Annotated in this window: 18 protein-coding genes and 1 pseudogene; 11 read left to right on the plus strand and 8 right to left on the minus strand. The window is 71.6% G+C overall.

From position 1 onward, the window contains the following. Positions 1–20 precede the first annotated feature (20 nt). Both NYP07_RS13240 and NYP07_RS23955 read right to left on the minus strand, forming a co-directional pair. Positions 21–569, minus strand: a pseudogene (locus NYP07_RS13240) (RBBP9/YdeN family alpha/beta hydrolase). An 81-nt stretch (positions 570–650) separates the two neighbouring features. Next, positions 651–2,201 (minus strand): methyl-accepting chemotaxis protein, encoded by a 1,551-nt coding sequence (locus tag NYP07_RS23955; protein ID WP_276597268.1) that lies wholly within the window; start codon positions 2,199–2,201, stop codon positions 651–653. A gap of 115 nt (positions 2,202–2,316) precedes the next feature. Here NYP07_RS23955 and NYP07_RS13255 point away from each other — a divergent pair, with 115 nt between their 5' ends. The 4 genes from NYP07_RS13255 to NYP07_RS13270 all read left to right on the plus strand — a co-directional run bounded on the left by NYP07_RS13255 (position 2,317) and on the right by NYP07_RS13270 (position 10,051). Continuing rightward, the gene (locus NYP07_RS13255; RefSeq protein ID WP_268151180.1) at positions 2,317–3,081 is read left to right on the plus strand and encodes a type III pantothenate kinase; all 765 of its coding nucleotides are present in this window, start codon (positions 2,317–2,319) and stop codon (positions 3,079–3,081) included. Positions 3,082–3,338: 257 nt separating this feature from the next. Then, positions 3,339–6,689, plus strand: coding sequence for a hypothetical protein (locus tag NYP07_RS13260; protein ID WP_268151182.1), 3,351 nt, complete (start codon positions 3,339–3,341; stop codon positions 6,687–6,689). A 6-nt stretch (positions 6,690–6,695) separates the two neighbouring features. Further along, entirely contained in the window at positions 6,696–9,248 is a 2,553-nt protein-coding gene (locus NYP07_RS13265; RefSeq protein ID WP_268151184.1) for an ATP-binding protein, read from the plus strand. A 134-nt stretch (positions 9,249–9,382) separates the two neighbouring features. Continuing rightward, the gene (locus tag NYP07_RS13270; protein ID WP_268151188.1) at positions 9,383–10,051 is read left to right on the plus strand and encodes a helix-turn-helix transcriptional regulator; all 669 of its coding nucleotides are present in this window, start codon (positions 9,383–9,385) and stop codon (positions 10,049–10,051) included. Positions 10,052–10,066: 15 nt separating this feature from the next. Here NYP07_RS13270 and NYP07_RS13275 read toward each other — a convergent pair whose 3' ends face one another. The 6 genes from NYP07_RS13275 to NYP07_RS13300 form a co-directional block, all read right to left on the minus strand. Continuing rightward, a complete protein-coding gene (locus tag NYP07_RS13275; RefSeq protein ID WP_268151190.1) occupies positions 10,067–12,796 on the minus strand; it encodes a serine/threonine-protein kinase in 2,730 nt (909 codons plus the stop codon). Next, positions 12,793–14,106, minus strand: a complete 1,314-nt coding sequence (hslU, locus tag NYP07_RS13280; protein WP_268151192.1) for an ATP-dependent protease ATPase subunit HslU — start codon at positions 14,104–14,106, stop codon at positions 12,793–12,795. Before hslU ends, NYP07_RS13275 begins: the two co-directional genes overlap by 4 nt. Next, positions 14,103–14,669, minus strand: a complete 567-nt coding sequence (gene hslV / locus NYP07_RS13285; RefSeq protein ID WP_268151195.1) for an ATP-dependent protease subunit HslV — start codon at positions 14,667–14,669, stop codon at positions 14,103–14,105. The genes hslU and hslV overlap by 4 nt, the downstream gene beginning before the upstream one ends. 91 nt (positions 14,670–14,760) lie before the next feature. Continuing rightward, positions 14,761–16,521 carry a hypothetical protein gene (locus NYP07_RS13290; protein ID WP_268151197.1) on the minus strand — a complete coding sequence of 587 codons (1,761 nt, stop codon included), beginning with the start codon at positions 16,519–16,521 and terminating at the stop codon, positions 14,761–14,763. Positions 16,522–16,534: 13 nt separating this feature from the next. Next, positions 16,535–17,188, minus strand: coding sequence for an RNA polymerase-binding protein DksA (dksA, locus tag NYP07_RS13295; protein WP_277583795.1), 654 nt, complete (start codon positions 17,186–17,188; stop codon positions 16,535–16,537). A 151-nt stretch (positions 17,189–17,339) separates the two neighbouring features. Further along, positions 17,340–18,392 carry a CobW family GTP-binding protein gene (locus tag NYP07_RS13300; protein WP_268151201.1) on the minus strand — a complete coding sequence of 351 codons (1,053 nt, stop codon included), beginning with the start codon at positions 18,390–18,392 and terminating at the stop codon, positions 17,340–17,342. A gap of 113 nt (positions 18,393–18,505) precedes the next feature. On the opposite strand from NYP07_RS13300, the gene NYP07_RS13305 reads away from it, so the two are divergent. From NYP07_RS13305 to NYP07_RS13335, 7 genes are read left to right on the plus strand one after another with little or no spacing between them, the layout of a single operon-like run. Further along, the gene (locus tag NYP07_RS13305) at positions 18,506–19,387 is read left to right on the plus strand and encodes an HlyC/CorC family transporter (RefSeq protein ID WP_268151203.1); all 882 of its coding nucleotides are present in this window, start codon (positions 18,506–18,508) and stop codon (positions 19,385–19,387) included. Next, positions 19,384–20,826, plus strand: coding sequence for an apolipoprotein N-acyltransferase (lnt, locus tag NYP07_RS13310; RefSeq protein WP_268151205.1), 1,443 nt, complete (start codon positions 19,384–19,386; stop codon positions 20,824–20,826). Before NYP07_RS13305 ends, lnt begins: the two co-directional genes overlap by 4 nt. A 29-nt stretch (positions 20,827–20,855) precedes the next feature. Continuing rightward, entirely contained in the window at positions 20,856–21,785 is a 930-nt protein-coding gene (glyQ, locus tag NYP07_RS13315) for a glycine--tRNA ligase subunit alpha (RefSeq protein ID WP_268151208.1), read from the plus strand. Beyond that, on the plus strand, positions 21,785–23,935 hold the full coding sequence (glyS, locus tag NYP07_RS13320) for a glycine--tRNA ligase subunit beta (RefSeq protein WP_268151210.1): 2,151 nt from the start codon (positions 21,785–21,787) through the stop codon (positions 23,933–23,935). Before glyQ ends, glyS begins: the two co-directional genes overlap by 1 nt. 3 nt (positions 23,936–23,938) lie before the next feature. After that, entirely contained in the window at positions 23,939–24,592 is a 654-nt protein-coding gene (gmhB, locus tag NYP07_RS13325; protein ID WP_268151213.1) for a D-glycero-beta-D-manno-heptose 1,7-bisphosphate 7-phosphatase, read from the plus strand. After that, positions 24,592–25,446, plus strand: a complete 855-nt coding sequence (locus NYP07_RS13330) for a lysophospholipid acyltransferase family protein (RefSeq protein ID WP_268151215.1) — start codon at positions 24,592–24,594, stop codon at positions 25,444–25,446. The genes gmhB and NYP07_RS13330 overlap by 1 nt, the downstream gene beginning before the upstream one ends. 7 nt (positions 25,447–25,453) lie before the next feature. Further along, positions 25,454–26,263 carry a M48 family metallopeptidase gene (locus NYP07_RS13335; protein WP_268151217.1) on the plus strand — a complete coding sequence of 270 codons (810 nt, stop codon included), beginning with the start codon at positions 25,454–25,456 and terminating at the stop codon, positions 26,261–26,263. Positions 26,264–26,303: the final 40 nt, after the last annotated feature.

The raw sequence follows: 26,303 nt of genomic DNA on the forward strand, positions 1-26,303 counted from the left end.
GCACCGGGCTCACCATTCGGCTATGCGGTCGCCGCGCCCAGCAGTTCCAGCAGCAGCCCTCTGCCGGCGGCCCAATCGCCAATGCCCGACTGCTCGTTCATGTGGCCGGCGTCCTCGACGGTGACGAAGCGACTGCCCCAGCATGCGGCAAAGAACCCCGCACGCTGGAGGTCGACACGCGGGTCATTCGTGCTGGCCACCACGATGCTCCGGAAGGGAAAGCTCACCAGGGGCATAGGGCCGAATCAACGCACCTCCGGCGGCGTATGCGCGGCCGATTCGACGTCAGATGGGCACACGAGCAATGCGGCACTCGCACCCTGCCCAAACTTCCCGACCCAATGCGCGACGAGGGCGCAGGCCAGGCTGTGCGCGACCAGTACCGGAGGCGATGCGCACGAAGCGATGCAGCGCTGCAATGTGTCGAGCCACTCCGCGAGGTCGGGCCGGTCCCAGTCGCGTTGCATCACGCGCGAGCACGACGAGTCGGCGGCTTCCCACCGGCTCTGCCAGTGGCCCGGCCCCGAGCCGTGCAGCCCCGGGACGATGAGGATGGGCGGGGTCGACATGCTGCCTCGGGTTGCTGCGCAGGGCTGATGATGCTCCCGCTCTGCCGCCTTCGTCAGCGTCGGCGCAACGCCGTGGCCGCCTCAGCTCAGCTTGAAGCTGCTCACCAACCCCGCCAGCCGCACCGCCTGCTCCTTCAGCGACTGGGCCGCCGCGGCGGATTCCTCCACCAGCGCGGCGTTCTGCTGGGTCATCCGGTCCAGCTCGGTCACGGTGCCGTTGACCTGATGCAGGCCCGCGCTCTGCTCGGCGGCCGCGGCGCTGATCTCGCCGATGATGTCGGTCACGCGCTGAACGGAGCCGACGATGTCGGTCATCGTCGTGCCGGCGTCGTTGACGAGATGGGTGCCGGCCTCGACGCGCTCGACGCTGGCGCCGATCAGCGCCTTGATCTCGCGCGCGGCCTCGGCGGCCCGCTGGGCCAGCGAGCGCACCTCGCCCGCGACGACGGCGAAGCCGCGGCCCTGCTCGCCCGCGCGGGCAGCTTCCACCGCGGCGTTCAGCGCCAGGATGTTGGTCTGGAAGGCGATGCCGTCGATGGTGCCGATGATGTCGCCGATCTTGCGGCTGGCTGCGTTGATCTCGCCCATCGTGCTGACGACGCGCGCCACCACCTCGCCGCCGCGGCCGGCCGTCTCGGCGGCGGCGCCGGCCAGCTGCTTGGCCGTCATGGCCGAGTCGGCGCTCTGGCCGACGGTACCGGTCAGCTCGGTCATCGAGCTGGAGGCCTGCTGCAGGCTGGAGGCCGTCTGCTCGGTGCGGTGGGACAGGTCCATATTGCCGCTGGCCACCTCGGCCGACGCGACCTGGATGCTCTCGGCGGACTCGCGCACCTGGCCGACGATCTCGGACAGCGAGCGCTGCATGGCGGCCAGGGCCTGCATCATCTCGGCGGATTCGTCGGTGCCGCTCACCTCCGGCGCGCGCGACAGGTCGCCCTCGGCCATGCGCTCGGCGAAACGCTTGGCCGCCGTCAGCGGGCCGATGATGGAGCGCGAGATCTGCACGGCCAGCATGCCGCCGACGGCGACGCAGGCCAGGAAGGCGACGATCAGGCCGACGAAGAGGCTGCTGACCAGGCCGTCGACCTTGGCGAACACCTCGTCGCCGCGCTTCCTCAGGTCGCCCTCGATGCTGGTGAGCATGGCCAGCGCGGGGTCGAAGGCGCCGTCGGCCGCCTTCATGTCCTCGAAGGCGGCCTGGGCGTCGGGGTAGCCGTCGGCCACCAGCTTTTCGGCCGCGGGCCTGACGGCCTTGCGGTAGTCGGCGATCAGGCCGCGGAACCTGGCCAGCGCCTCGCGCCCCTTGTCCTCGGTCGTGACGGCGCCGAAGTCGTCCATGGCCTTGTCCAGGCCCGCCTGGGCCGCGTCCCATTCCTTGCGGGCGCGGGCCGTGCCTTCCTTGTTGAAGATGGACGCCACCAGCGTGGACGTGGCCGTCTTGCTCTGCAGCAACTGGCTGCGCGCGGCGACGGTGATGTTGGACGTCGGGATGAGCTTCTGCGTGATGCCCTGGATGGCCTTCTGCGACACGTTCAGGCCGAAGCCCCCCACGGCCACCAGCAGCGCCGTCATCGCCAGGATGATGCCGAAGGCCAGCCACAGGCGGGCTTGGATGTGCAGGCGTCTGAGCATGAGGTTCTCCCGGTCGACGAAGAGCGAGGCAGGCCTGCGATTGAAGCAGAAACCCGCGGCCGGACGCGCAAGACCTGCTGGTAGGCTCGCGCCATCCTTCACGGCACGGCCCACCATGAGCTTTCTGGCCATCGACATCGGCAACACCCGGCTCAAGTGGGCCGTCTACGCAGACGGCGCCGAGCCGGGCAGCGCGCCGTTGCAGCATGGCGCCGTCTTCCTCGAGAACATCGACCGCCTCGCCGACGAGGACTGGCAGGGCCTGGCGCCGCCGACGCGCATGCTGGGCAGCAATGTGGCCGGCGACGCGGTGCGCCGCCGCGTCGAGGAGCAGATGGAGCACTGGGACCTCAATGCTCGCTGGGTCGTGCCCGCGGCCGAGGCGGCCGGCGTGCGCAACGGCTACGACCACCCGACCCGGCTGGGCGCCGACCGCTGGGTGGCCGTCATCGGCGCCCACGCCCATGCGAGGAAGCGCGGCTTCGACGGCCCGGTGCTGACCGTGATGATCGGCACCGCGGTGACGGTGGACGCCCTCTCCGGCGACGGCCAGTTCCTCGGCGGCCTGATCCTGCCGGGCCACGGCATCATGCTGCGCGCGCTGGAAGGCGGCACGGCCGGCCTGCGCGTGCCCACCGGCGAGGTGCGCGACTTCCCCACCAACACCAGCGACGCGCTGACGACCGGCGGCACCTTCGCCATCACCGGCGCCATCGAGCGCATGCAGCGGCTGCTGACCCAGCGCGAGGGCCGCGAGCCCCTGCTGCTGATGACGGGCGGCGCGGGCTGGAAGGTGGCGCCGGCACTGGATGCGCCACACGAGCTCATCGAAGGGCTGATCTTCGACGGCCTGCTGGCGATGGACGCGCACCGGGCCTGACGCCCGGCCCCGCCGCCTCATCAATTCAGACGAGGACGCGCGGCGGGCCGCTTCCTAGAGTTCGGTCCCGAACGTCCGAACGCTCGACCGCAACCGCAGGCATCGCAGCGCCTCGACGCGCCGATGCACGGCGGGCCCGGCTTTCGGCGGCCGTTGCAAATGACTACATTCGCCGGGTCGTGGGCCGAACCCGTACCGGTACAGGGCCGCTGCGGCGCCCCGGCACGGCCGCCGGCCCGCGCAGGACGGGAGGGATCGTGGACAAGTTTCCTGACTGGGCCGAAGGCCTGATCGCCGGCACCAGCCCCGGCCAGCACCCGCATGCGCTGAACCTGGTGCTCAAGCTGGCCGACCCGGCCAGGCTGCCGCTGATGCTGCTGGACGTGGCGACCTCGCAGCCCATCATCCAGCGCGCGCTGAACGATCTGTCCTTCCTGCACTTCGCCCGCTTCCTGCCCTCCTGGGACGGTTCGGCCCTGGTCGTCGTCACCGAGTTCGACGGCCCGCTGAAGCCCTATGTGATGGACTTCGTCATCGCGCTGGGCGAGGTGTTCAACAAGCTGCTGTCCTATGTCGAGGAGCCGCCCCCGCTGCCCGTGCAGCAATACCCGGACGAGTTCTGGACCTATGTCGAGAAATGGAACCGCGTGCCCTATGCGCCGCGCAGCGGCAACAGCACCGGCAATGTGTTCCCGCCGGATTTCGACTACCCCGTCTACTCGGCCTACCCGACCCGGACCGTCGTCGACATCGCCGGGCCGCGCGACCCGGCCACCGATGGCCTGCGCCCCGCGCCGGACCGCCGCGCCGCCAAGGTCCACCTGGCCGACGTGCAGGGGAACATCCTGCGCGGCTTCCATGCCTGGAAGGCCACCCATCTGATGCTGCAGGTGACCGATGCGGCGACGGCGCGGGTCTGGCTGGCCGGCCTGCCCGTGCAGGACAGCCGGCCTTGGGGCGACACCAAACCCAAGCACGCCCTGCTCAACGTGGCCTTCACCTTTGAGGGCCTGCAGGCCCTGCTGCCGACGCGCTCGGAGGATCTCGCGCGCTTTCCCCAGGCCTTCCGCGAAGGCCCGGCGCAGCGCGCGGCGGGCAACGGCGACGCCGCCGACAGCGCGCCGGCGCTGTGGCGCTTCGGCGGCTCCGTCACGCGGCCTGTGCATGTGCTGCTGTCGCTGTACGGGCTGAAGCCGCCGGCCTCGGCGGACTACGCCGCGGACGTCGCGCGGCTGACGGCCGGGGCCGCCGCGAACGGCCTGGCCCTGGTGCACAGCGAGAACGCCCAGGCCCTGGAGGACGACCGCATCTACTTCGACTACCGCGATGGCATCACCGACCCGCGCATCGCCGGCCAGCGCCTCCCGGCCGGCCGGCGCCTGTCCATGCAGCCGGCATCCAGCCCGGGCGAGTTCCTGCTGGGCCCGGGCTACGACAGCATCTATGGCGGCGAGTCCCTGCCCCGCCACATGCCGCCCGACCTCGCTCGCAATGGCTGCTTCGGCGCGCTGCGGCTGATCGAGCAGGATGTGGCCCGGTTCGAGCAGGTCACCGCCGGGCTGGCGGCGCAATTCGGCGGCCGCCCGAGCGACGCGGCCGCCCGGCTGCTGGGCCGCTGGCCCGACGGCCAGCCGCTGAGCCAGCATCGCAGCGACCCGGGGCCGCTCCCGCCGGGCATCATGCCGCGCAACGACTTCGACTACGCGCCCAACTGGGAGTACCCGGGCGAGCCGCTGGACCACGACGGCCGGCGCTGCCCGCTGGACGCCCACATCCGCCGCACCAATGCGCGCTCCCACCGCGCGCCGGGCGTGCGCCACACGCGCCGGCTGCTGCGCCGCGGCATGCCGGCGCAGTGGAAGGACGGCGAGGCAGACCGCAAGGGGCTGATGGGGCTCTTCCTGTGCGCCGACCTGGAACGCCAGTTCGAGTTCATCCAGCGCCAATGGGTGCAGGGCGGCGAAAGCGGCCTTTCGGACCCCATCGCCGGCCTGCGCAGCGGGACGGCGCCCTTCCGCTGGTCGCCCACCCAGAGCGCCGACATCCCGCCGCTGGTTCGCACGCGGGGCAGCCTCTACCTGTTCTTTCCCGGCATTTCCATGCTGCGCGGCTTGCCGGCTCTCGACCGCCCCGGCCCCGAACTGCCGCCCGTCGCGACCTGGCCCGAGCCGCAGGGCCTGGAGCGCGTGCTGCGCGTGCGGGCGCAGGCCATCCGGGGCCTGCCGCCGCGGATCAGCGAGTTCGCGATCGAATGGCTGGTGCGCCATGTGCTGTCCAGCGGATGGGTGGCCGAGAAGCTGAAGGGCCGGGCGCCGACAGCGCCGCCCGACCTCGGCGACCTGACCACGGCGCGGGCCCACGACCTCCACGCGTTGTCGACGCATTTCATTGCCGACCCCTGCACACGCTACCGCTGCCTGCGGGCGCGCGGCATCGATTTCTTCTGGGAGCCCTCCCACCAGGCCTTCCTGGCGCTGCGGCGCGCCGAGGTGGAGCGCATCCTGACCGACGTGGGCGACTTCGTGCAGGCGCCCTCGACGGCCGGGCTGCGCGGCATCATCACGCTGGACGGCGAGGACCACGACCGGGTCCGCCAGGCCTTCCGGGACAGCATGGAGGCGCCTTTCGCCGCCGTCTCCGCCAGGCTCAACGCGGCCCTGCAGGAACACTGGGGAAAACTCGGCGAGCTGCCGCAGTTCGACATCGTGCGCGACCTCGGCGTCCCGGTGCTGAGCGAGGTCTACTGGCAGTTCTTCGGCCTGCCCGAGGAAGACCGCAAGACCTGCAGCGATCACGCGGCACTGGCCATGCGGCAGTTCTGCCAGCCGGTGCCCCGCCGCGGCGCGGCGCAACTGGCCGCCGGCAATGCCCTCGCGAGGCTCTGGGGCCATCTGGCCGTGCAACTGGCGCTGGCCATGCTGTGGGATCTCGCGCCGCTGGGCGGGAGCCCCTATGCCGGCACGCTGCTGGGCGGCATCGCCGCGCGCACGCGCCTGCCGATCCCCGGCCTTGCCGCGCGGTCGGGCCCGCAGCGGACGCTGGATTTCAAGACCGCCGCGACCTCGCTGCTGCAGTTCGTGCTGGCGGGCCAACTGGCGCCGCAGCTGCTGTTCAGCTCCGCGACGTACAACTTCCTGGCCCACGAGGCTGCGCCGGGCCTCTCCGTCTGGGCGCATCTGGCGGCGCTGCAGCCGGCCGCCGCCCGCGCCGCGCCGCTCGCGACCGCCCTCGACGAGTCGCGCCGCTTCGACCCGCCGGTCACCATCATCCAGCGCTACACGGCGCGCCGGGTCCGCATCGGCGGCGTGACCCTGCCGCCGGACACGCCGGTGTTCGCCGTCGCCGCCTCGGCCAACCGCGACGGCGGCCCGCATGCGCGGCTGGATGACTTCCTCTGGAACCGCGGGCTCGCCCCGCCGCATTTCTCGCTGGGCGCCGGCCCCCACCACTGCATAGGCGCGGCGCTTCAGCAGCTCATGCTGCCGCAGTTGCTCGGCGGCATCATGGACAGGGCACCGGGGATGCGCCTCGTCGACCCGCACGCCGTGCCCGCCTGGATCGACAACATCTACTTCCGCGGCCTGGAGTCGCTGCCCGTGGCGATCTGAGCGCCCATGAACGCGAACGCCCACGACGCCCCGGCCGCGCTGAAGTACGAGCACTTCGAGATCCACCCGCGCCTGCGCCAAGTATGGGTGCGCGGCAGTGCCGTGGCGCTGGGCGGGCGCGCCTTCGACCTGCTGCTGCTGCTCGCCCGCCGGCACGAGCGCGTCGTCACCAAGGACGAGATCTTCCAGCAGGTCTGGCCCGGGCTGGTGGTGGAGGACAACAACCTCAGCGTGCAGATCTCGGCGCTGCGCAAGGCGCTCGGCGCCGACGTCATCAAGACGGTCAGCGGGCGCGGCTACCAGTTCACCGCGCCGCTGCCGGACGCGGCGGCCGCCGATGCCGGCGAAGCCCCGCCCGGCAACCTGCCGGTGCGCCCGCCCGCGCTGTACGGCCGCGAGGCCGAGCTCGCGCAGCTGCTGGCCGAGTTCGCGCAGGCCGACTGTGTCACCGTCTGCGGCCTGGCCGGCATCGGCAAGACGACGCTGGCCCAGGTCGCCGCGCGCCGGCTCTATGGCCGCAAGCGCCATGCCCAGGGCGCCTGGTGCATCGACCTGACCCAGGTGCGCGAGCCCGGGCAGCTCGGCCTGGCCATCTGCCACACCATCGGCCTGGAGCCGGGCGACGAGCGCGAGGCCCTGGCCGCCTGCCTGGCCCAGCTGCAGCACCGCGAGCTGCTGCTGGTGCTGGACAACTGCGAGCATGTCGTCGATGCGGCGGCCGCCTTCGTCGACGCGCTGCTGGCCCGCGCCGAGCGCGTGCAGGTGCTGGCCACCAGCCAGGAGCCGCTGCACGTGCGCGGCGAGCATCTGCTGCGCCTGGCCCCGCTGGCCGTGCCGGACTCGGTGGACTGCCCCGACGTCCAGAGCTACGGCGCCGTGCGCATGCTGCTGGAGCGGGTGCGCGCGGCCATGGGCGGGCACTTCGAGCCCGACGCCGCCGACATCGTCCACCTGGTCGAGATCTGCCGCCAGCTCGACGGCATTCCGCTCGCGCTGGAGTTCGCGGCCAGCCGCATCCCGCTGCTCGGCCCGGCCGGCGTGCGCAGCCGCCTGCACGACCGCCTGCGCCTGCTCACGGGCGGGCAGCGCAGCGCGCCGCCCCGGCACCGCAGCCTGCAGGCCGCGCTCGAATGGAGCCACCAACTGCTCAGCCGGCGCACGCGGCACGTGCTGCACCGGCTGGCGGTCTTCCCCAGCGGCTTCAGCCTGGAGGGCGCGGCCCTGCTGCTGACGGCCGAGTCGGACTCGGACCTCGTCGAGCACCTGAACCTGCTGGTGGACCGTTCCCTCGTGACCCTGCAGGCCGAGGGGCGGCGCCGCTACCGGATGCTGGAGACCACGCGCGCCTTCGCGCTGGACTGCCTGGGCCAGGAGCAGGACGGCATCGACTGGCACAGCCGCCTGGCGCGGGCGATGGCCGCGCTGTGCCTGCTGGGCGCCCGCGAGCGGGACACGGTCTGGCTGCACCAGGAGATGCCCAATATGCGCGCCGCGCTGGCCTGGAGCCTGGCCCACCCCGGCCACGGCGAGGTCGCGGCCACGATCGCCACCTACACCTCGGTCGTGCTGGGCGCGACCGGCGCCATCGGCGAGGCCATCGACAACCTGCTGCGGGTGCAGCACCTGATCTCCGACGAGCTGCCCGAAGCGCTGCGCGCCCGCTACTGGCACTGGCTGGGCCGGCTCGGCGTCGAGGGCCGCCTGCCGGGCTCGCTGTGCATCGACTACCTGCAGAAGGCCGACGCGATGTTCCAGGACCAGGGCGAGCCCCTGCACCGCCACGGCTGCCAGCGCCACCTGGCCGAGGCCCAGCTGCTGGCCGGGCGGCTGGACCTGGCCGAAGCCCATCTGCAGACCGCGCGCGCGCTCGAAGGGCCCCGGCCGCGCGCCTCCGACCGCGTGCGCCGGCTGCGCGTGGAGGTGCTGCTCGCCGCGGCCCGGGGCGACCACCGCATGGCGCTGCTGCACGCGCAGACGGCCCTGCCGCTGGCCGAGGCCCACGAGTTCGAGCACTACCGCATGCTGCTGATCGCCGACATGGCCTGGAGCCATCTGCAGGTCGGGCATGCCAACGCGGCCGTGGCCAGCTGCCAGGACCTGCTGGTGCACCTGCAGGGCGCCAACCTCAGGTTCGGCCTGGCCCGGGCGCGCGCGATGACGGGGCTGACGGCGGCCCTGGTCGCCGCCGGCCGCGTCGACGAGGCGGCCGGCGCCGTCATCCGCACCGCGCAGGCGCTGCGGCAGGAAAACCTGCTGCGCTCGCGCTGCGACATCTTTGCCTGGGTCGCCGCCGCCGCGGGCGCGCTGCCGGCCGCCGCGCAGTTCCTCGGGGCCGGCGACGAGTTCGCGGCCAGCAGCGGCATGGAGCGCGACCCCATCTCCTGCATGGCCCGCGAGCGCGCGCTGGCGCTGATCGAGCCCCGGCTCGCGGCCGACGACCTGCAGCACTGGCGCCACCAGGGCGCCATCGCCGACGAGGCCGAGCTGATGGCCCTCGTCCGCGCCCAGTTCGCGCCGGCGCCCGCCGCGCTCCACGACGCCCCGGAGACCGCCCCATGAAGCCCCGACAGCAGCGCCTGGCCCGGATTAGCAATTTTTAGGAAGGCGCCCCCGCAGCTTTAGTACGGATTCAGGACGCCCGCCGCGGACATGGCAAGACTCCGGAGCCTGGCCCCAGCCGCAAAGGAGTTGCCATGAGTGCCCTGGCCACCGCGCCCGCCCTGCCCCGCTTCGACGCGCCGAGCTTCGACGGCAGCGCCGTCCCCGCCGTGCGGCGCACCAGCGCCTGGACCATGCTGGAGCTGCTGCCCCAGGCCGTGCTCGTCGTGGCCCGCGACCGCATGGTGCTGGTGCGCAACCAGCGCGCCCAGCGCCTGCTCCAGGATCAATGCCTGCAGATCGCCGACGGCCGGCTGGCGTCCCTGGGCCAGCTGGGCACGCTGCAGATCGCGCAGATGCTGCGCAATGCCGACGCCAGCGGCGGCTGCGACTGCGGCATCTGGTTCGAGAAGAACCTGTCCACCGGCTGGCTGCGCGCGCTGGCGACGCCCTGCCCGGAGTTCGCCGACGGGCTGCACGGCCCGCAGGGCACGGTGCTGCTGGTCCTGCAGATCGACCAGCCGGCGCTGACCCAGTGCGCCCGCATCGACGTGCTGGCGCAGACCTGCCGCCTCAGCCCCACGGAGCGCCATGTGCTGATGCTGCTGGCCGACGGCATGACGGTCGAGCTCGCGGCCCGGCACCTGTGCCTGCAGCTGTCCACGCTGCGCAGCCATGTGCGCAACCTGCTGGGCAAGACCCAGGCGCCGTCGCTGATGCAGCTGCTGCGCTGGACCGGCAGCGCACGGACGCTGCTGAACTGACCCGGGGCCGCGCCGTCAGCCCGGCGGCGGCCGGCCTTGCTCCAGCGCCGACCTGACGCGCGCCAGCCACAGGCCGCCGGCCTGCGCGGGCTGGCTTTCGCGCCAGCGCAGCGCCGCCGCCAGCGCCTGCCTGGCGGCCTCGCGCTCGCCGCGGGCCCGAAGGCTGCGGCCCAGGGCTTCGTCCAGCAGCGCGGCGGCCTCGCCGGTGCCGGCGGGCAACGCGGCGCGCTCGGACTTCAGCGCCCTCTCGTCCACCGCCTGCGGCGCAGCCAGGCTCAGGGCCAGCCAGGCGTCGGCGCGCAGCAGCCAGTCGGTGTGCGGCGCGCCGCGCAGCAGCGCCTGCAATGCGTCGCGCGCGGCGGCCGTCTCGCCGCGTGCGGCCCGCCATTCGGCGCGGCGGAGTTCGGCATAGCCCGGCGCCGGCGGGCGCGGCAGGCCTTCGGCCTGGGTCAGCAGCGCATCGGCCGCGGGGAGGTCCCCCGCCGCCAGCGCACGTTGCGCGCAGCGTTGCCACCAGTTCAGGCGCAGCGAATCCTCGGCCGGCGTCACGCCGGGCCGGCAATCCGGCTCGTCGGGCGGCCAGCGGCCCAGAACGCCCTGCACCATCAGCTCGCCCAGCCGCAGGCGCTGCTGCTGGCGCTGGCCGCCGCTGCTGCCCCGGCTGACGCTCCGGCCCACCAGCTCGCGGGCCTCGGCCAGCAGGCGCACGGCGCGGCCCTGGTCGCGTCCCAGCACCAGCAGCCGCGCCAGCAGCGCGCGGTCGCGCACCTGCCAGGGGTGGCCCTGCGGCCATACGCGGTCCTGGATCGCCAGCGCGTCCTGCTGCCAGGCCAGGGCCTCGTCCAGCCGGCCCGCGGCCAGCGCGGCGCTGCTGGCCTGGCCCATCAGCTCGGCGGTGTGCCAGTTGTCGCGCCCCAGCCAGCGCAGGTTGAAGGCGACGCCCTCGCGGGCCGCCGCGAGGGCGTCGTCGGGGCGGCCATCGGCGCGGTACATCTCGGCCAGCAGCGCCAGCGCGTCGTTGGCGAGGCTTTTCGTCTCGGGGTGCTCGCGCAGCAGCGCGGCGGCGTGCTCGGTGCGCGCCAGGTCTTCGGCCCCCACGCGCCCCCGCGCCCGCCAGCCGTAATAACCCACCAGGGCCTCGCTGCCGCCCAGCCATTCGGCGTCGTCGAGGCCCGCATCGCGGAAGTCGCGCCAGGCCTGGTGAACCATGTCGTAGGCACAGCGGAAGTCGTCGCGCGCCTCGCATTGCAGCTGTGCCAGCACGAGCAGCGGCTTGGCCGCCTCGACGCCGTGCTCGCCATGGCTGCGCCGGGCCTGCGCGCGCTGGGTCTGCAGCAGCTGGATGGCGGCGGCGCCTTCGCCGAGGCCGTCGAGCATCGGGGCGAGGTCGCGCATCAGCTGATAGCGGGCCTCGGGCGCGTCCTGCAGCGCGGCGGGCAGCTCCCTGGCCGCCTGGCGCAGCACGTCCTCGACGCGCGCATCGCGGTGCGCGACGTCGGACATTTCGGACTCGTCGTGCACCAGCAGGCGGCGGAAGAAGTCGTACTGGGCCTCTGCCCGGCGCGCCGAGCGGGCCTGCGCCTGCGCGCTGTGCAGGGCCCAGGCCGCGGCGCCGACCAGGGTCAGCGCCGCCAGCGCGCCGGCGGCGACCGCGACGTGGTGGCGCCTGAGCCAGCGGCCCGCCACATAGGCCAGCCGCGCGGGGCGGGCCTGCACGGGTTCGCCCCGCAAATGGCGGCGCAGATCGTCGGCGAGCGCCTGCGCGCTGGCGTAGCGGGCCTCGGGCTCCAGCGCGGCCGCGCGCAGCAGGATGGCGTCGAGGTCGCCGCGCAGCCCGCGGCCTGCGTCGCCCGCGGCATTCGACGGCCGGGCGATGCGGCCCTGCAGGATGGCCGCCATCAGGCTGGCGCTGTCGCCGCGCCGGGCCGCGAAGGGGCTGGCGCCGGCCAGCATCACGAAGCCCAGCAGGCCCAGGCCGTAGACGTCGCAGGCCACGCCGACACGTTCGCCGCGCAGCTGCTCGGGCGCGGCGAACTCCAGCGTCAGCGGCGACGCGCCCAGCCGCGTCAGGTCGACGCTGCCGTCCAGCAGCCGCGCGATGCCGAAGTCCAGCAGCCGGGGCTGGCCCGCCGCGTCCAGCATCACATTGCCGGGCTTGATGTCGCGGTGCACGACGAGGCGGGCGTGCGCGTGCTGCACGGCCTCGGCGAGCCGCGCCAGCACCTCGACGCGCTCGTGCAGCGTCAGCCGGGCCGCTGCCGCCGGCAGCAGCTCGCCGGCCACGAACTCCATCGCGATCCAGGCCTGGCCGTCGCTGACGCCGGCGTCGTAGAGCCGCGCGATGCAGGGGTGGGTCAGCGCGGCCATCACGTCGCGCTCGCGCTCGAAGCGCCGTGCCTGCCCGGCCGACGCGCGGGCCAGCTTCAGCGCGACCTGGCGTTCGTAGTCGCCCGCCGCGCGCTCGGCCAGCCAGACCTCGGCCATGCCGCCCCGCCCCAGCGGCCGCAGCAGCCGCCAGGGGCCGACGAGGGCGCCCTCGGTCGCGGCGGCGGCATCGCCCGCCGACAGCTGGGCCGGGGTGTCCAGGAAGCCGGCCTCGTCGGCCTGCCTCAGCCCCTCCCAGAGGCGGCGCAGCCGCGCGGCCAGCTCGGGATGCTCCCGCGCCAGCGCCCGCAGCCAGCCGTCCCTGGCGGCGGTAGGTTGATCGAGCAGCCGGTCGAGCTGGGCGCCGAGATCCTGCGTCACAGGATGAAGCGCGACAGATCCTCGTTGGCGGCCAGCGCGCCGAGCTTGGCATCGACGGCGGCCGCGTCCAGCACCACGGCCTGGCCGGCATGGCGCGGCGCGTCGAAGCTGATCTCGTCGAGCAGCCTCTCCATCACCGTCGCGAGGCGCCGCGCGCCGATGTTCTCGGTGCGTTCGTTGACCTCGTAGGCGATCTGCGCGATGCGCCGCACGGCGTCGGGCTGCAGTTCCAGCATGACGCCCTCGGTGGCCAGCAGGGCCTGGTATTGCTTCACGAGGCTGGCATGGGTGCTGGTCAGGATGGCCTCGAAATCGGCCACCGACAGCGAGTCCAGCTCGACGCGGATCGGCAGCCGGCCCTGCAGCTCGGGGATCAGGTCGCTGGGCTTGCTGAGGTGGAAGGCGCCGCTGGCGATGAAGAGGATGTGGTCGGTCCGCACGAGGCCGTACTTGGTGGACACGGTCGTGCCCTCCACCAGCGGCAGCAGGTCGCGCTGCACGCCCTGGCGCGACACCTCCGCGCCGCCCTGCTCCTGGCGCGACGCGACCTTGTCGATCTCGTCGATGAAGACGATGCCCATCTCCTGCGCATTGGCCAGGGCCGCGGCGCGCATCTCTTCCTCGTTGACGAGCCTGGCGGCTTCCTCGTCCACCAGCAGCCGCAGGGCCTCGGCGATCTTCAGCTTGCGGGGCTTCTTCTGGCCGGCGCCGATCTGGCCGAACAGGCCCTTGAGCTGCTCGGCCATGTCTTCCATGCCAGGCTGGTTGCCGAAGGGCGTCAGCACCTCCAGGCTGGGCTTGGGCGCGGCGAGGTCGAGCTCGATGTCCTTGTCGTCGAGCTGGCCCTCGCGCAGCTTCTTGCGGAAGTTCTGGCGCGTCGCGTTGTCCGGCTCGGAGCCCGGCAGCAGCGCGTCCAGGATGCGCTCCTCGGCGGCGTCCTCGGCGCGCGTCTGGCAGCGGCGCAGCGCGGCCTCGCGCTCCTGCTTGACGGCGACCTCGACGAGGTCGCGCACGATGGAGTCGACGTCCTTGCCGACATAGCCGACCTCGGTGAACTTGGTCGCCTCGACCTTGACGAAGGGCGCGCCGGCCAGCCGCGCCAGGCGGCGCGCGATCTCGGTCTTGCCGACGCCGGTGGGCCCGATCATCAGGATGTTCTTGGGCGTGATCTCGGCGCGCAGCTTCTCGTCGACCTGCTGGCGGCGCCAGCGGTTGCGCATCGCGATGGCCACGGCGCGCTTGGCGGCCTGCTGGCCGACGATGTGGCGGTCCAGTTCGGAGACGATCTCCTGCGGGGTCATCGAACTCATTCGAGCACCTCGAGGGTGTGGTTCTGGTTGGTGTAGATGCAGATCTCGCCGGCGATCTCCAGCGAGCGCTTGACGATGTCGGCCGCACTCAGCTCGCTGTGGTTGAGCAGCGCCTTGGCGGCGGCCTGCGCGAAGGGGCCACCGGAGCCGATGGCGACGATGCCCTGCTCGGGCTCCAGCACGTCGCCGTTGCCGGTGATGATGAGGGAGGCCGAGCGGTCGGCCACGGCCAGCATGGCCTCCAGGCGGCGCAGCACGCGGTCGGTGCGCCAGTCGCGCGTCAGCTCGACGGCGGCGCGCACCAGATGGCCCTGGTGCTTCTCCAGCTTGGCCTCGAAGCGCTCGAACAGCGTGAAGGCATCGGCCGTCGCGCCGGCGAAGCCCGCCAGCACCTGCTCGCGGTAGAGCTTGCGCACCTTGCGCGCGCTGGCCTTGACGATGGTGTTGCCCAGCGTGACCTGGCCGTCGCCGCCGATGGCGACCTGCCAGCCGGCGGGCGTCTGCCGGCGCACCGAGACGATGGTGGTGCCGTGGTAGACGGCGGAAGAGGAATCAGAGGACATGGCCGTTCCAGTTGTGGTCCGGCCCGAGTTTCGCAAGGCCAGGGTCTGTTAGCGCTACGGAAGCGGGCCGCTGCCGTAGCGCTAACAGACCCTAGTTGATTCTGACCTTGACCTTGGCATGCTCGTTGATGCCCATCGCGCCGAAGAACAGCGCGACGAGGCGGTGGGCGTCGGTGAAGACGACCATGCGGTTCTCGCTGCGGCGCGACAGCACCCAGTTCAGCAGGTCGCCCGCGGCCATGAAGTCCAGGCGGATCAGCTTGGTGCAGGAGATGTTGATGAGGCTGGCCTCGCCGACCTCGCCGGACATCGCGCGCAGGTGGTCCGAGATGTCGCCGCTGAGCTGGCCCATCAGCTCCAGCTGGGCGGCCCGGTGGGCCGCGTCGTGCGCGTCGGTGTCGAGGAAAGTCGACTGCCCATCGGCCTGCATCGAGCTCGTCGCGGGGCTGTTGGTCGAGCTGCCGTTGCCGCCGACGCGCACGCGGCACTTGGCGCGCTCCCAGGACGGCGGCGAGACCTCGTAGGTCACGCAGTAATCGATGGCGGTCTCGTCGAACTGGTCGGGCCGGTTGGCCAGGCGCAACGCCTCCAGGCGCAGCATCCACAGCGCCGGATCGGTGTCGCGCTCGCCGACCGGGGCCAGTTCCTTCAGCTGGTTCAGGAAGCGGTCGCCGCCGACCCAGCGCTGGTCGACCTGCTGCTGGGCCCATTGGCGGAACAGCTGGCGCATCTGGATGGCGGCGTCGATCTCGACCTCGTCCAGCGAGTTCCAGTCGAAGACCCAGGGCATGGGCAGGGTCTCGGCGCGCTTCTGCAGCAGGGCCACGTCGTCGGCGGTCAGCGTGGGCGGCGCCGTCCAGCTGACCTGGCTGGCCTTGGCCATCGGCGAGCGGCCGGCCTGGCGGGCCGATTCGGCGACCAGCTTGGGCATGGAGAACCACTGCGGCGCCGACAGGCCGAACTGCTGGGCGTACTCGACGGCCAAGGCCTCGAACCTGCCCTGGGCGCCGGTGGCGCGGTAGTGGTCGAACAGCACCAGCCAGGTCTCGCCGTGCAGGTTGCGGCTGCCGCCCGGGCGCACCAGCTCGGTCAGCGCGCGCTCGCTGGTGTCGTAGTCGGCATTGGCGAAGGCGATGACGGCCTCGTCGAGCTCGGGGTCGTGCACGACCTCCTGCACCTCGACGGGCGCCGAGGCATCCGCCAGCGCGAAGGACAGCGGCATGTCCAGCGGCGGCAGCTCGGGCAGCATGCTGGGCGGCGCGTCGGACAGCGGCGGGATGGCCGCCCCCATCGTGACGGCGGCGGGCGGCGGCGGCGTGGACAGGCGCTCGACCTCCTGGGGGCTGGAGAACTCGCTGACTCGCCCGCCGGCCTCCATGCCCGGCGGCACGGTCACGGTGGGCGCAAAGGCCGCGGGCCGCGTGCTGGTCTCGAAGAAGCCGGGCTGGTGCTTGGGCACGGCCTGCGTCGTCGCAAAGCTCTCGCCCACCATCTGCTGCTCGATCTCGTCGATCTTGGCCTTCACGCCGAGGTCGATCTTGGAGTTGGGCTCGCTGAGGCGCTCGTCGTCGCCCAGCCGCGACGGCGACGAGGCCAGCGCGGCCAGCTGCTCCGGCGTCAGGCCTTCGCGGCGGATGCGGCGCAGCATGTCGAGCTCGCGCTTGCGCACGAAGTCGTTGCGCCGCTTGCGCTCGACCATCGCGCGCAGCTCGGCCTTGGCGAGGTCGCCCTCGGGGTCGTCCTGGCGCGAGTTGATCTCCGCCCAGTCCGTCGTCGGGTTGGCGACGAAGCGCGCCACCTTGCGGAAGAAGCTGTCGCCTTCCTTGGGGTCTGCGGGCTTGGAGTCGGACATGGGCGGCGTGGTTTTAATCGCCGAACATCTTCTGCTTGAGCTCGCGGCGCTGCTGCGCTTCGAGCGACAGCGTCGCGGTCGGGCGGGCGATCAGGCGGCCGAGGCCGATGGGCTCGCCGGTCTCGTCGCAGAAGCCATAGTCGCCGCTGTCCAGGCGGGCGATGGACTGCACGATCTTCTTCAGCAGCTTGCGCTCGCGGTCGCGGGTGCGCAGCTCCAGCGCATGCTCTTCCTCGATGGTGGCGCGGTCGGCCGGGTCGGGGACGATGGTGGTGTCCTCACGCAGATGCTCGGTCGTCTCGCCGGCGTTGGACAGCACGCCGTCCTTCAGCTCGGTGAGCTTGGCGCGGAAGAACTCGATCTGCTTGGCATTCATGTACTCCGAGTCCGGCATGGCCAGCACTTCGGCGTCGGTCAGCTCGGCGCCCGCCTTGGTCTTCCAGGCATTGGCCAGCTTGGGATCGCCCTTGGCGGCCACGCGCGGGGCCTCGTCGGCCACGGCCGCGCCGCGCACCGGGGGTTTGGGCGGAGCAAAGCGGTCGGCAAAGCGGTTGCTCGGCGCCGGAGCGTCGAGCGTTGCCACGCCCGCGTCGGGCTTGGCGGCCGTCTTCGCGCCCTTGGCGGGTGCGGCGGCGGATTTGGGGGCCGGGGTCTTGCTCACAGTCATCTCCTCGCTCTGGGTGGGCATCGGCGCGGTGTCAGACCTTGATCCCACTGCTTTTCAGCCGGCTGCCCGATTTTGAGCGCGGCGGATTGTAGCCATGCGGATTCATGCGTCTGCCGCCCCCTGAAAGCCCGGCTTGCAGCAGCCAAAAACATCACGCCAGACAGCCTTCCAGACCTTGCATCAGCACTTCCTTCGGTAGATCGATGCCAATGAACACCATCTTGCTCTGCTTTTTCTCGCCCGGCATCCATTTCGGGCCGAGATCGGAACCCATCATCTGGTGCACGCCCTGGAAGATCACCTTCTTGTCGGTGCCCTTCATGTTCAGCACGCCCTTGTAGCGCAGCATCTTGGGTCCGTAGACCTGCACGATGGCGCCGAGGAAGTCCTCCAGCTTGGCCGGGTTGAAGGGCTTGTCGGAGCGGAAGACGAAGCTCTTCACGTCGTCGTCGTGATGATGGTGGTGCGGGTGGTCGCAATGCTCGCCATGCTCATGGTCGTGATCATGGTGATGATGGTCGTGGCCATGATCGTCCGCTTTGAGGAAATCGGGGTCGATCTCCAGCTTGGCGTTCAGATTGAAGCCGCGCAGGTCGAACACCTGGCTCAGTGCCACCTCGCCGAAATGCGCGGTCTGGATGGGCGCGCGCGGGTTCATGTGCCTGATGCGGTGCACCAGCGCGTCGACGGCCGCCGGCTCGACCAGGTCGCTCTTGCTGATGAAGATCTGGTCGGCGAAGCCCACCTGCATGCGTGCTTCCTGGCGGGTGTCGAGCTGGCCGTCGGCGTGCTTGGCGTCGACCAGCGTCAGGATGGAGTCGAGCAGATAGGCCTCGGCGATCTCGTCGTCCATGAAGAAGGTCTGGGCGACCGGGCCGGGGTCGGCCAGGCCGGTGGTCTCGATGACGACGCGTTCGAAGTCCAGCTCGCCCTTGCGGCGCTTGGCGGCCAGGTCGGACAGCGTCGTGCGCAGGTCTTCGCGGATCGTGCAGCAGACGCAGCCGTTGCTCATCTGGATGATCTGCTCGTTGGTGTCCGACACGAGGATGTCGGTGTCGATGTTCTCCTCGCCGAACTCGTTCTCGATGACGGCGATCTTCTGGCCGTGGGCCTCGGTCAGCACGCGCTTGAGCAGCGTGGTTTTGCCGGCGCCGAGGAAGCCCGTGAGGATGGTGGCGGGAATGAGACCGGGGGCAGTGGACATGATGGGGGCCGTTTTCGTCGAAGGCAGCAGAGATGGGGGCGGGGCGCCCCGGGACAAGGTCTTGTCAAACCAATCGGCTATTCTGTCCTTTCCGCAAACCCCTGAAGCTCCCCTTGAGCGAACCGCATTCAGGTCGGCCCCCAGCTCGCGGGGCCGCCAAACAACCGCCCGAGGCGCGAGGCCTGCTGGAGCGCATGCTGGAGTTTTTACACCCCGGCCCCGACTCCAAGACCGAACTGATCGAAACCCTGGCCGACGCCGAGCAGCGCGAGCTGATCGAACCCGAGTCGCGCCAGATGCTGGAGGGCGTGCTGCGCATGGCCGAGCTGTCGGCCGGGGACGCGATGGTGGCCGCGCCGCGCATGGACCTGCTGGACATCGACGCGCCCTATGACGAGCTGCTGGGCATCGTCATCGACAGCGGCCATTCGCGCTTTCCCGTCTACGAGGGCGCGCGCGACAACATCATCGGCATCCTGCTCGCCAAGGACCTGCTGAAGATGCAGCGCGCCCCCGAGCTGAACCTGCGCGCGCTGCTGCGCCCGACGGTCTTCGTGCCCGAGAGCAAGGGCCTGAACGAGCTGCTGCGCGACTTCCGCTCCAACCGCAGCCACCTGGCCATCGTCATCGACGAATTCGGCAACACGGCCGGCCTCATCACCATCGAGGACGTGCTGGAGGAGATCGTCGGCGAGATCGAGGACGAGTTCGACGAGCAGAGCTCCGACACCGGCATCTACACGCTGGCCGACGGCAGCCAGCGCGTGGCCGGCGACGCCAGCATCGCCGCCGTCAACGGCGCCTTCCGGCTGGCGCTGCCGGACAACGACTTCGACACCATCGGCGGCCTCGTGGCCCATGAGCACGGCCGCGTGCCGCGCCGCGGCGAGGTCGTGCGCATCGCCGGCCTGAACTTCGCCGTCATGCTGACCCGCGGCGGCGCGGTGCGCTGGTTCAAGGTCACGCGCGCGCCCGACGACGCGGCCGAGGCGTGAGCGGCGCGAAGGCCGCGGCCCTCGCGCTGGGCGCGGGCCTGCTGCACACGGCCGCCTTCGCCCCCACCGGGGCCTGGTGGCTGCAGATCCTCGCGCTGGCCCTGCTGTTCGCCATCGTCGAGCGCGCGACGCCCCGGGCCGCGGCGCTGGCCGGCGCGCTGTTCGGCTTGGCCTGGCTGGCTTCGGGCCTGTGGTGGCTGCACATCAGCATGCACCAGTTCGGCGGCATCCCCTGGCTGGCCGCCGCGCTCGCGGTCGCGCTGCTGGCCGCCTTCCTGAGCGGCTACTACGCGCTGGCCCTGGGGCTGACGGCCCGCTGGATCGCGCCCGGGCGCTGGCGCGTGCTGGCCCTGGTGCCGGCCTGGCTGCTGGCCGAGCTGGCGCGGGCCAGCTGCTTCAGCGGCTTCCCGTGGATCGCCTCGGGCTATGCGCACACGGTCGGCCCGCTGGCCGGCTGGGCGCCGTGGCTGGGCGTCTACGGCATCTGCGCGCTGGCCGCGCTGGCCGCCGCCGGCCTGGTCTGGCTGAAGCGCGGCGCCGTGGCCTGGGCCGCGCCCGCACTGCTGGTCCCGCTCGCCGGCCTGCTGCTGCCGCAGGACTTCACGAGCTCCACCGGCAAGCTGGCCGTGTCCCTCGTGCAGCCCAGCATCCCGCAGGACCAGAAGTTCGACGCCGCGCGCTTCTCGGCCAACCTGGAGACGCTGGCCAGCCTGATCGAATCGGCGCGCGGCCGGGCCGTCATCACGCCCGAGTCCGTCGTGCCGCTGCCGCTGGCCGAGCTGGACCCCGCGACGCTCGCGCGCCTGTCCCGCCCCGAGCGCCCGGCCCTGCTCGGCAGCTTCCTCGGCAACGAACACGACGGCTTCGTCAATTCCGTCGTGGCCCTGGGCGGCAGCTACCACTACGGCAAGCGCCATCTGCTGCCCTTCGGCGAATTCATCCCGCCGGGCTTCGGCTGGTTCGTGCATGCGATGAACATCCCGCTCGACGACCAGGCCCGCGGCGACCACCAGCGGCCCTGGGCCGTGGCCGGCCAGCGGCTGCGGCCGCTGATCTGCTACGAGGATCTGTTCGGCGAGGACATCGTGCAGAGCGCCGTCGGGCCGGATGCCGCCACCGTCTTCGTCAACGTCAGCAACCTGGCCTGGTTCGGCACCCTGATGATCCAGGACCAGCATCTGCAGTTCTCGCAGATGCGCGCCCTCGAATTCCAGCGTCCCGTCGTGCGCTCGACCAACACCGGCGCGACCGCCGTCGTCGACCACCACGGCCTCGTCACCGCGCGCCTGCCGGCCCTGGTGCGCGGCGTGCTCGAAGCCGAGGTGGACGGCCGCGCCGGCAGCACGCCCTATGCGCGATGGCTGGCCGCCTGGGGACTGTGGCCGCTGTGGGCTGCCACCCTGCTGGCGCTGCTGGGGCTGCGCAGGGCCGCCCAATAGAATCGGCCACCCCTCATCTGCCTGATCCCATGCTGACCTTCCAGCAAATCATCCTGACGCTTCAGGACTATTGGTCCAAACAGGGCTGCGCGCTGCTCCAGCCCTACGACATGGAGGTCGGCGCCGGCACCAGCCACACGGCCACCTTCCTGCGCGCCCTCGGTCCCGAGCCCTGGAAGGCCGCCTATGTGCAGCCCAGCCGCCGCCCCAAGGACGGCCGCTACGGCGAGAACCCCAACCGCCTGCAGCACTACTACCAGTACCAGGTCGTGCTCAAGCCCGCGCCGGCCAACATCCTGGAGCTCTACCTGGGCTCGCTGGAAGCTCTCGGCTTCGACCTGAAGAAGAACGACGTCCGCTTCGTCGAGGACGACTGGGAGAACCCGACGCTGGGCTGCTGGGGCCTGGGCTGGGAGGTCTGGCTCAATGGCATGGAAGTCACGCAGTTCACCTACTTCCAGCAGGTCGGCGGCATCGACTGCAAGCCCATCACCGGCGAGATCACCTACGGCCTGGAGCGCCTGGCCATGTATCTGCAGGGCAAGGAGTCGGTCTACGACCTGGTCTACACCGACGGCCTGACTTATGGCGACGTCTTCCACCAGAACGAGGTCGAGCAGAGCACCTACAACTTCGAGCACAGCGACGTGGACTTCCTGCTGTCGGCCTTTGCCGCTCACGAGAAGACGAGCCAGGCGCTGATGGCCGAAAAGCTGGCCCTGCCCGCCTACGAGCAGCTGCTGAAGGCCGGCCACAGCTTCAACCTGCTGGACGCCCGCGGCGCCATCTCGGTGACCGAGCGCGCCGCCTACATCGGCCGCATCCGCAACCTGGCGCGCGCCGTCGCGCAGAGCTATGTCGACAGCCGCGCGCGGCTGGGCTTCCCGATGGCGCCGAAGGCCTGGGCCGACGAAGTCGTCGCGCAGATCGAACTGAAGAACAAGAAGGCGGCCGCGTGATGTCCAACCTGCTCGTTGAACTGTTTGTCGAAGAGCTGCCCCCGAAGGCGCTGAAGTCGCTGGGAACCGCATTTGCCGACGGCGTTGCTAACTGGCTAAATAAAGCTCAGTTGATCACCAACGCCTCAGCCCTGGCCAGCGGCGGGCGCCAAGACTTCGCGAGCCCACGCCGGCTGGCGGTTTTCATCCCGGACGTACTTGCAAAAGCAGCAGACAGGACCGAGCGAATCAAGCTGATGCCCGTCGCCGTCGCGCTGACCGCCGATGGCCAGGCCACGCCGGCGCTGCTGAAGAAGCTGGCCTCCGTCGGCGCCGGCCCCGAGGTCGTGCCCCAGCTCAAGCGCCAGCCCGACGGCAAGGCCGAGGCCCTGTTCTGGGACAGCGTGCAGCCCGGCGCCACGCTCGCCCAGGGCCTGCAGAAGGCGCTGGACGAGACGCTGGCCAAGCTGCCCATCCCCAAGGTCATGAGCTACCAGCTCGCCGACGGCTGGACCGACGTGAAGTTCGTGCGCCCGGCCCATGGCCTGATCGCGCTGCACGGCGGCGAGGTCGTGCCCGTGCAGGCCCTGGGCCTGACCTCCGGCCGCACGACGCAGGGCCACCGCTTCGAGGCGGCCCAACCCACCGTGAGCATTGAGTCGGCCGACAGCTATGCCTCGCAGTTGCTCGAACAGGGCGCCGTCATCGCCGGCTTCGCCGAGCGCCGCGCCGAGATCGCCCGCCAGCTCAGGGCCGCCGCCGACGCGCCGGGCCTGACGCCCATAGCCGACGACGCACTGCTGGACGAAGTCACCGCCCTGGTCGAGCGCCCCAATGTGCTGACCTGCGCCTTCGAGCCCGAGTTCCTGGCCGTGCCGCAGGAGTGCCTCATCCTGACGATGAAGGCCAACCAGAAATACTTCCCGCTGCTGGACGCCGCCGGCAAGCTGACGCGCCACTTCCTCGTCGTCAGCAACATCTCCCCGGCCGACGCCAGCGCCGTGACCGGCGGCAACGAGCGCGTCGTGCGCCCGCGCCTGGCCGACGCGAAGTTCTTCTTCGACCAGGACCGCAAGAAAAAGCTCGAAGACCGCCTGCCCGGACTGGCCAAGGTCGTCTACCACGGCAAGCTGGGCTCGCAGGGCGAGCGCGCCGAGCGCGTCACGGCCATCGCCCATGCCATCGTCAACCAGCTCAGCATGGCGACCCTGCCCTACACGGTCGACGCCGACGACGAGTTCAAGGTGCTGGACAGCAAAGTCAGGCAGGCCGCCACGCTGGCCAAGTGCGACCTGCTGACCGACATGGTCGGCGAGTTCCCCGAGCTGCAGGGCATCATGGGCGGCTACTACGCCCGCCACGAGGGCCTGCGCGACGGCGTCGCCATCGCGATCGAGGACCACTACAAGCCCCGCTTCGCCGGCGACGCGCTGCCGCGCAACCACACCGGCACGGTCGTCGCGCTGGCCGACAAGCTGGAGACGCTGGTCGGCCTGTTCGGCATCGGCCAGCTGCCCACCGGCGACAAGGACCCGTTCGCGCTGCGCCGCCATGCGCTGGGCGTCATCCGCATCCTGGTCGAGAAGAATCTGCCGCTGGAGCTGCCGGCGCTGATCGACACCGCCGTGCCGCCGTTCGGCGAGCTGATCACGAACCCGCGCGAGGCGCTGCTGTCGTTCTTCGCCGACCGCCTGGCCGTGAGCCTGCGCGACCAGGGCTACAGCGCCCAGGAGGTCGACGCCGTGCTGGCGCTGCAGCCCACGCGCCTGGGCGACGTGCCCAAGCGCCTGGAGGCCGTGCGCGCCTTCGCCGCGCTGCCCGAAGCCGCCTCGCTGGCCGCGGCCAACAAGCGCGTCGGCAACATCCTGAAGAAGGTCGAGGGCGAGCTGCCGACCGAGGTCAAGGCCGAGCTGCTGAAGGAAGCCGCCGAGCAGGCCCTGGCCGCGGCGATTGCCGCCGTGCAGCCGCAGGCCGACACCCTCTTCGAGCAGCACGACTACACCGGCTCGCTGCAACGCCTGGCCGCACTCAAGGGCCCGGTCGATGCCTTCTTCGACGGCGTGATGGTCAATGCCGAAGACCCGACCCTGCGCGCCAACCGCCTCGCGCTGCTGGGCCGCCTGCACACGGCCATGAACCGCGTGGCCGACCTGGCCAAGCTGGCCAGCTGAACCATGCCGATGCTGCGCGTCGACCACCCCCACGGCATGAAGCTCGTCATCCTCGGGCGCGACGGCACGCTCAACCGCTACCGCGACGACCACGTCAAGGCGCCCGAGGAGCTGGACCCGCTGCCGGGCGCGATGGAGGCCGTCGCGCGGCTCAACCACGCGGGCTGGCACACGGTGCTGGCCACCAACCAGGCCGGCATCGGCCGCGGCCTGCTCGACATGGCCTCGCTGAACGCGGTGCACCTGCGCCTGAACCAGCTGCTGGCCGAGAAGGGCGGGCGCCTGGACGCGGCCTTCTTCTGCCCGCACACGCCCGAGGAAGGCTGCGACTGCCGCAAGCCGCTGCCGGGCCTCGTCAAGCAGATCGGCGAGCGCTTCGACGTCGAGCTGAGCGCGGTGCACATGGTCGGCGCATCGCTGACCGACCTGCTGACGGCCCAGAACGCCGGCTGCATCCCCCACCTCGTGCTGACCGGCCCCCTGGGCAGCCTCAGCGCCGAGGAGCTCGCCAAGCTGCTCGTGCAGGCGCCCCAGGCCCGCGTGCACGACGACCTGGCGAGCTTTGCCGAAGCCATCGTCCAGGAAGAGCGCCGCCGCCTCGCCGAGGCCCGCGGCGAGGCCCTCACCCCCGACACCCAGGCCGGAGACCTGAACTGATGTCCACCTTGCTGAGCGCCATCCGCTCGCTGATCTTCGTCGTCGTGCTGATCGTGACGGTCATCCCCTGGGCGCTGGGCGTGCTGCTGCTGTCCGTCTTCCGCCGCGGCGACCCGGTCTACTGGGCCTGCGCCGGCTGGCTCAAGGTCGCGATCTGGAGCGCGCGCTTCATCTGCGGCATCCGCTGGCGCATCTCTGGGGCTGAGAACCTGCCCTCGGCCTCGGACCGCCGTGCCGGCGTCGTGCTGCTGTCCAAGCACCAGAGCACCTGGGAGACCTTCGCCTACCCGGCCCTGCTCAGCCATCCGCTGGCCTATGTCTTCAAGCGCGAGCTGCTCTACGTGCCCTTCTTCGGCTGGGCGATGGCGCGCATGGACATGATCCACATCGACCGCGGCCGCCGCACCGAGGCCTGGAACAAGGTGCTGAAGCAGGGCAAGCGTCTGGGCGGCCAGGGCAACTGGGTCATCATGTTCCCCGAGGGCACGCGCATCCCGCGTGGCCAGGCCGGCGACTACAAGACCGGCGGCACCCGCCTGGCCATCGAGGCCGGCCTGCCCGTCGTGCCCATCGCCGCCACGGCGGCGCGCTGCTGGCCGCGCAAGAGCTTCCTGCTGCGGCCCGGCGTGGTGGACATCTCCATCGGCCGCCAGATCCGCCCCGAAGGTCGCAACCCGACCGAGCTGATGCAGGAGGTCAAGGACTGGATCGAGGGCGAGATGCACCGCCTCGATCCCGATGGATATAGCCCACCCCCTACCGGCTTCGCCGGCCCCCTCGAAGGGGGCACTGCCAGCGGCCCGGCAAAGCCGGCTCCGCGGCAGTCACTCGATCAAACCCACGATTCGCACTGACGCCACCATGCCCGCCAAGCGCCCGGCCCCGCTCCTGCAGGACAGCCAACTGTCGCTGTTCGACGTGGCGCCGGAGATCGCTCCCGCCGAGCCCGGCGCGGCCCGGGCGCTGCGCGAGCTGTGGCTGGGCCAGCACCGCATCGGCTACGAGCTCAAGCGCGCGCGCCGGCGCAGCATCGGCTTCGTCGTCGGGCCGCAGGGCCTGCGCGTCAGCGCACCGCGCTGGGTGCCCATCAACGAGATCGAGCGCGCGCTGCATCACAAGGGCGAATGGATATTGCGCAAGCTCGTCGAGCAGCGCGAGCGCCAGCAGCGCATGCAGGCCGCGCGCATCGACTGGCTGGACGGCGGCCAGCTGCCCTATCTCGGCGCGGCGCTGACCCTGGTCGTCGCGCCGGGCGAGCGCGAGGTGGTCTGGGACACGGCCACGCGCGAGCTGCGCCTGCCGCTGCCCGGCGGCGCCGCGGCCGAGCAGGTTCGCGACCTCGCCCAGGCCTGGCTGAAGGCACGGGCGCGCGAGGACTTCCTGCCGCGCTGCCAGCGCTTTGCGGCATTGCTGGGCGTGACGATGAGCTCGCTGCGCCTGTCCTCGGCCCAGACCCGATGGGGCAGCGCGAGCGCCGACGGCAGCATCCGGCTGAACTGGCGCCTCATCCACTTCACGCCGGCCATCATCGACTACGTCGTCGCCCACGAACTCGCCCATCTGCGCGAGATGAACCACAGCCCGGCTTTCTGGGACACGGTGCGCTCCGTGCTGCCCGACTTTGAGCGCTCGCGCGAGGCGCTGCGCGACGAGTCCATCGTCGTGCAGTGAGGCGGCACGGTCGCGAGCCGCCTGCAATGGTTTGCTGGTG

Origin of the sequence: Pelomonas aquatica, from assembly GCF_026712205.1 — a bacterium.
In the GTDB taxonomy this organism is placed as follows: domain Bacteria; phylum Pseudomonadota; class Gammaproteobacteria; order Burkholderiales; family Burkholderiaceae_C; genus Pelomonas; species Pelomonas aquatica.

Excerpts from the sequence above, each read along its gene's own strand:
- NYP07_RS13330 (WP_268151215.1), top strand. The coding sequence starts at position 24,592 with ATGTCCACCTTGCTGAGCGCCATCCGCTCGCTGATCTTCGTCGTCGTG.
- NYP07_RS13270 (WP_268151188.1), top strand. The coding sequence starts at position 9,383 with ATGAGTGCCCTGGCCACCGCGCCCGCCCTGCCCCGCTTCGACGCGCCG.
- NYP07_RS13255 (WP_268151180.1), top strand. The coding sequence starts at position 2,317 with ATGAGCTTTCTGGCCATCGACATCGGCAACACCCGGCTCAAGTGGGCC.
- NYP07_RS13300 (WP_268151201.1), bottom strand. The coding sequence starts at position 18,392 with ATGTCCACTGCCCCCGGTCTCATTCCCGCCACCATCCTCACGGGCTTC.
- dksA (WP_277583795.1), bottom strand. The coding sequence starts at position 17,188 with ATGACTGTGAGCAAGACCCCGGCCCCCAAATCCGCCGCCGCACCCGCC.
- NYP07_RS13335 (WP_268151217.1), top strand. The coding sequence starts at position 25,454 with ATGCCCGCCAAGCGCCCGGCCCCGCTCCTGCAGGACAGCCAACTGTCG.
- NYP07_RS13290 (WP_268151197.1), bottom strand. The coding sequence starts at position 16,521 with ATGTCCGACTCCAAGCCCGCAGACCCCAAGGAAGGCGACAGCTTCTTC.
- hslV (WP_268151195.1), bottom strand. The coding sequence starts at position 14,669 with ATGTCCTCTGATTCCTCTTCCGCCGTCTACCACGGCACCACCATCGTC.
- gmhB (WP_268151213.1), top strand. The coding sequence starts at position 23,939 with ATGCCGATGCTGCGCGTCGACCACCCCCACGGCATGAAGCTCGTCATC.
- hslU (WP_268151192.1), bottom strand. The coding sequence starts at position 14,106 with ATGAGTTCGATGACCCCGCAGGAGATCGTCTCCGAACTGGACCGCCAC.
- glyS (WP_268151210.1), top strand. The coding sequence starts at position 21,785 with ATGTCCAACCTGCTCGTTGAACTGTTTGTCGAAGAGCTGCCCCCGAAG.
- NYP07_RS13265 (WP_268151184.1), top strand. The coding sequence starts at position 6,696 with ATGAACGCGAACGCCCACGACGCCCCGGCCGCGCTGAAGTACGAGCAC.
- glyQ (WP_268151208.1), top strand. The coding sequence starts at position 20,856 with ATGCTGACCTTCCAGCAAATCATCCTGACGCTTCAGGACTATTGGTCC.
- NYP07_RS23955 (WP_276597268.1), bottom strand. The coding sequence starts at position 2,201 with ATGCTCAGACGCCTGCACATCCAAGCCCGCCTGTGGCTGGCCTTCGGC.